Origin of the sequence: Hydrogenothermus marinus (genome assembly GCF_003688665.1) — a bacterium.
Classification (GTDB): Bacteria; Aquificota; Aquificia; order Aquificales; family Hydrogenothermaceae; genus Hydrogenothermus; species Hydrogenothermus marinus.
This window is the reverse complement of record NZ_REFO01000012.1, coordinates 195,780-199,910: the sequence shown is the minus strand read 5'-3', so window position 1 is coordinate 199,910 and position 4,131 is coordinate 195,780. Positions and strand designations below refer to the sequence as shown.

General features: G+C 26.5%; 7 protein-coding genes and 1 pseudogene. 4 read left to right on the top strand and 4 right to left on the bottom strand.

The window, feature by feature from the left end; all coding sequences use genetic code 11:
- Both coaD and CLV39_RS05970 read right to left on the bottom strand, forming a co-directional pair.
- The coding region (coaD, locus tag CLV39_RS05975) for a pantetheine-phosphate adenylyltransferase (protein WP_121923322.1) at positions 1-446 on the bottom strand (446 nt) is incomplete at its 3' end.
- Positions 443-904 (bottom strand): RsmD family RNA methyltransferase, encoded by a 462-nt coding sequence (locus tag CLV39_RS05970; protein ID WP_121923321.1) that lies wholly within the window; start codon positions 902-904, stop codon positions 443-445. The genes coaD and CLV39_RS05970, both read right to left, overlap by 4 nt.
- A gap of 89 nt (positions 905-993) precedes the next feature.
- Between CLV39_RS05970 and CLV39_RS05965 the strand changes: the two genes are divergently transcribed.
- Together CLV39_RS05965 and hslV are read left to right on the top strand one after the other, a co-directional pair.
- Entirely contained in the window at positions 994-1,560 is a 567-nt protein-coding gene (locus CLV39_RS05965; protein ID WP_245960333.1) for a C40 family peptidase, read from the top strand.
- Positions 1,547-2,080 carry an ATP-dependent protease subunit HslV gene (gene hslV / locus CLV39_RS05960; protein WP_121923320.1) on the top strand — a complete coding sequence of 178 codons (534 nt, stop codon included), beginning with the start codon at positions 1,547-1,549 and terminating at the stop codon, positions 2,078-2,080. Before CLV39_RS05965 ends, hslV begins: the two co-directional genes overlap by 14 nt.
- Positions 2,081-2,111: 31 nt before the next feature.
- Here hslV and CLV39_RS05955 read toward each other — a convergent pair whose 3' ends face one another.
- Positions 2,112-2,447, bottom strand: coding sequence for a type II toxin-antitoxin system PemK/MazF family toxin (locus CLV39_RS05955; protein WP_121923319.1), 336 nt, complete (start codon positions 2,445-2,447; stop codon positions 2,112-2,114).
- A complete protein-coding gene (locus CLV39_RS05950) occupies positions 2,441-2,680 on the bottom strand; it encodes an AbrB/MazE/SpoVT family DNA-binding domain-containing protein (protein ID WP_211325067.1) in 240 nt (79 codons plus the stop codon). Before CLV39_RS05950 ends, CLV39_RS05955 begins: the two co-directional genes overlap by 7 nt.
- A gap of 127 nt (positions 2,681-2,807) precedes the next feature.
- On the opposite strand from CLV39_RS05950, the pseudogene CLV39_RS08860 reads away from it, so the two are divergent.
- Both CLV39_RS08860 and CLV39_RS08615 read left to right on the top strand, forming a co-directional pair.
- A pseudogene (locus tag CLV39_RS08860) lies at positions 2,808-3,125 on the top strand (primosomal protein N' family DNA-binding protein); the annotation flags it as partial.
- A gap of 138 nt (positions 3,126-3,263) precedes the next feature.
- Positions 3,264-4,131: primosomal protein N' (locus CLV39_RS08615; protein ID WP_245960332.1), on the top strand; the 868-nt coding region annotated here is incomplete at its 3' end.

Here is a 4,131-nt window from a genome sequence, read left to right as displayed (position 1 = left end):
TTAGGTACTAAACTCGTAACATCTCCTTTATGAAAAGCAACATCTTTTACTATAGATGAGCTTATATGTATTAGTTCTTGAGACGGCATCATAAAAAAAGTTTCTACTTTTGCAAGATTATAATTTGTCATAGCTATTTGAAGTTCATACTCAAAATCTGTAAAAAGTCTTACTCCTCTTATTATTACATTTGTGTTATACTTTTTTACAAAATCAACAAGTAATGTATCAAATCCTTCAACTATAACTCTATCTTGGTATTTTTCAGTAGATTTTTTTATCATATCTATTCTTTCTTCCAATGAAAATAAAGGATTTTTGTTAGGATTTGAGGCTACTGCTACTATAACAGTTTCAAAAATATTTAAAGCTCTTTTTATTATATCTAAATGTCCTAAATGTATAGGATCAAAAGTGCCAGGATATACACATATTTTTTGTATCATTCTTCTCCTCTATACCAAAAAGATAAAACTGTATCTCCATATTTTCTCTCTTCATCTGCATTAAAACTATGATTAGATCTATGTTCCAATATAAAAATACCATTTTTATTTAGATGTTTTAATGCTTCTTCTATTAGTTTTTTATAATTTTTATATGAATAAGGTGGGTCAGCAAAAATTATGTCAAATTTATTTGGTGTATTTTGTAGAAATTTTAAAGCATCTTTTGAGATAATCTTAAAATCTTGTGAAAATTTTGATGCTTTTTTCTTTATATCTCCTGCCCTTTTCTTTTCTATTTCAACAAAATAAACAGGTTTCGCTCCTTTTTTTAATGCAGTAATTCCAATTTCTCCTGTTCCTGCAAAAAGGTCTAAAAAAGATTTATCTTGTACATCAAATAAAATATTAAATAAAGCTTGTTTAACCTTGTTAGATGTTGGTCTTAAATCTCTCATTAAATTGCCTACAGTTTAGTTTATTGCTATTATTATATAAGAATATATGACGAAAATTTAATAAAAAACTTAAAAAAGAGGAAAAATTTTTGAAAAAGTATTTGATTTTATTATTAATTAGTTTTACTGCTTTTGCTGGAAATATAGAGGTGTTTAATAGCTATAAACATTTTAAAAATGATTATGCAAAAAAAAGATTTTTAGCTGAAATGATTGATGACAAACTACCAGCCACTAAATTCCAATCTCAGATTGTTGATCTTGCAATAGGACTTCTTGGAATAAAATATAGATTTGGTGGTGAAACTGTAAATGGAATGGATTGTTCAGCCTTTGTTCAGAAAGTTTATCGTATGGCAGGGATTGATCTTCCAAGAACAGCAAGATACCAAGCACAATTTGGAATATTTGTTAGTAAAGAAGATTTACAACCAGGGGATTTATTATTTTTCCAAACATATGCAAAATTTCCTTCTCATGTTGGGATTTATGTAGGTGAAGGGAAAATGATTCATGCATCTTCTTCAGGGAAAAGAATTATAATATCTAATATAAATAAAGATTACTATTTAAGGCATTTTTTATTTGCAAAAAGAATATATTTATATGATCCTAAAGTAGCACTAAACACAGAGGTAAAAAATGGAAAAAACTAAAAGCACTACAATATTAGTTGTTAGAAAAGATGGAAAAACAGTAATTGCAGGTGATGGACAAGTTACTCTTGGAAATACTGTAATGAAAGCTACAGCAAAAAAAATTAGAAGATTAAATGAAGGAAAAGTTTTAGTTGGTTTTGCTGGTTCTGCTGCAGATGGTCTTGCTTTAATGGAAAGACTTGAAGAAAAATTAAGCAAACATAGAGGAAATCTTTTAAGAGCATCTGTAGAACTTGCTAAAGATTGGAGAACAGATAAATTCTTAAGAAGACTTGAAGCAGTTTTAATTGCCGCAGACAAAGATAATATGTTTTTAATATCAGGAAATGGAGATGTAATCCAACCAGATGAACCAATATTAGCAACAGGTTCAGGCGGAGATTTTGCAAGAAGTGCTGCATTAGCTTTATACAGAAATACAGATTTGGATGCAAGAAAAATAGCAGAAGAAGCTATGAAAATTGCAGGAGAAATATGTATTTATACAAACGATAACATAACAATTGAGGAGTTATAACAGGTAATAAATCTATTAACTACAGTTGTTATCAAGAAAAAATAATAGTTTCTATAATGTCAAGAATTTCTTCTAATTGTTCTTCAGGAAGTTTAGCTTTAAATTTTATATTTCTTGCTTTGTAATCAATGCTTTTTAGTTGATCTATTAACGCGTATCCTTTGATATTTCCTATTTCAATATATTTTTCAGTAGGATAACCTTTATATTTAGAAGTTATAGGAATTGCAAAACACATCCCTGTATTCTTGTTAAAAATATAATGGCTTACAACAACTACATATCTATTTCCTTTTTGTTCATGTCCTATAGATGGATTAAAATTTAAATGGATTATATCACCTTTTTTTGGAATGTAAATTACCATACTTCTTTTCCTACTTTACCCCAATCATACTCTTGATTTTCTTTATACTTTTCTTTAAATAATTCGTTTATATCCAATTTAGGTTTCCTTTTTTGTTTGGTAGGATAAATTACAAGCTTGCCATCTTCTATTTTAAGCTCTACTTTATCACCAATTTTTAAGCCTAACTCTTCTAAATATTTTTTAGGAATTCTTATACCTTGAGAATTTCCCCATTTGTTAATTGCAAGCATAATAAAACCTCATCTAATATTTATGTGTATATAAGTATATACAATTAAATTAAATTTTCAATAAAAACTCAACTGATATAGTTTATAATTTTAAAATATATAACAAAATTTAGTCAGGAGTTATAAAATAAAAGATTTTATATATTTTGAAGTAGCTCTTCCTCTTCCTTTTTATCAAAATTTTACCTACAAAATATCAAAACAAAAGTATGAGAGTTTACAAAATAAAAATCTAATAGGAAGAAGAGTTTTAGTACCTTTTAGAAATATTGGATATACAGGAATAATCACAAATTTAGTAGATGATATTGAAGAGTATGAAGATATATTAATAAAAGAGATAGAAGAAATACCAGATAACAAGCCTATTTTCACAGAAAAAGAGATAAATATAGCAAAAAAAATAGCAAACTATTATGTATCATCTCTTGGAATAACCCTTTATTATTTTATCCCTGAAGAACTTAGATGGAAGAAAAAAAATGGAAAATGGATAAAAAAATTTCCAGAAAATTATGTTTATAAACCAGTTTTAGACAAAGAAGAAAAATTATCAGATACTCAAAAACAGCTTTTAGAGTTTTTGATAGAAAATCAGCAAGCGACAGAACTTGAAATATTAGAAGCAGGTTTTAAAAAGCAAACTATAAACTCTTTACTAAAAAAAGGACTGTTAAAAAAAGAAAATCTTGTTTTCAAAAAAGAAAAAGCAGTTTTAAAACAAACAATAGAAATACCTTCTACAAAAATAAAAAAAGGATTATTTAATCTAAGTGGTAAACCAATACAAGAAAGATTTGTTTTTTATAAAAGACTAATATCAGGTTATCAAAAAGAAGGAAAAAGCTTAATAATCAGTTTTCCAAATATAATATCTATACAAAAAGCTTATGAGATTTTAAATGAAACTTTCCCAAATGTTTATATATATCATGATGCATTGCCAAGTAAAGAAAAAATCAAAACATGGTTCAAGCTACAAGAAAAAGAAGGAGCAGTTTTAATAACCTCTTATTCAGGTTTATTAATGCCAGTAAAAAATCTTGCATGTTTAATAATTGAAGAAGAGTCTTCAGAAAGCTATAAAGTAAAAAGAACACCTAAATTTGATACAAGAAGAGTTGCCTATGAGATTTTTAAAGAAAAAGATATAGCCCTTATATACTCTTCATATATTCCATCTGTAGAAACTTATTACTCAATAGAAAAAAAATTAATAACACTAATAAACAAAGATTTTACTAATTTTTATCCAAAAGCAGATTTTAAAACAATCCCATTTAAAAGAGAAAAAATTTTTGAAGAAATAACAAAACTACTTAAAGAAAATAAAAAAACTTTAATAATAGCAAATAAAAAAGCTTATGCATCTTTTTTATACTGTCCAAGATGTGATGAAGAGATAGAATGTGAAAACTGTGATACACCTTTAAAGGTTTATAAAGAGTTCC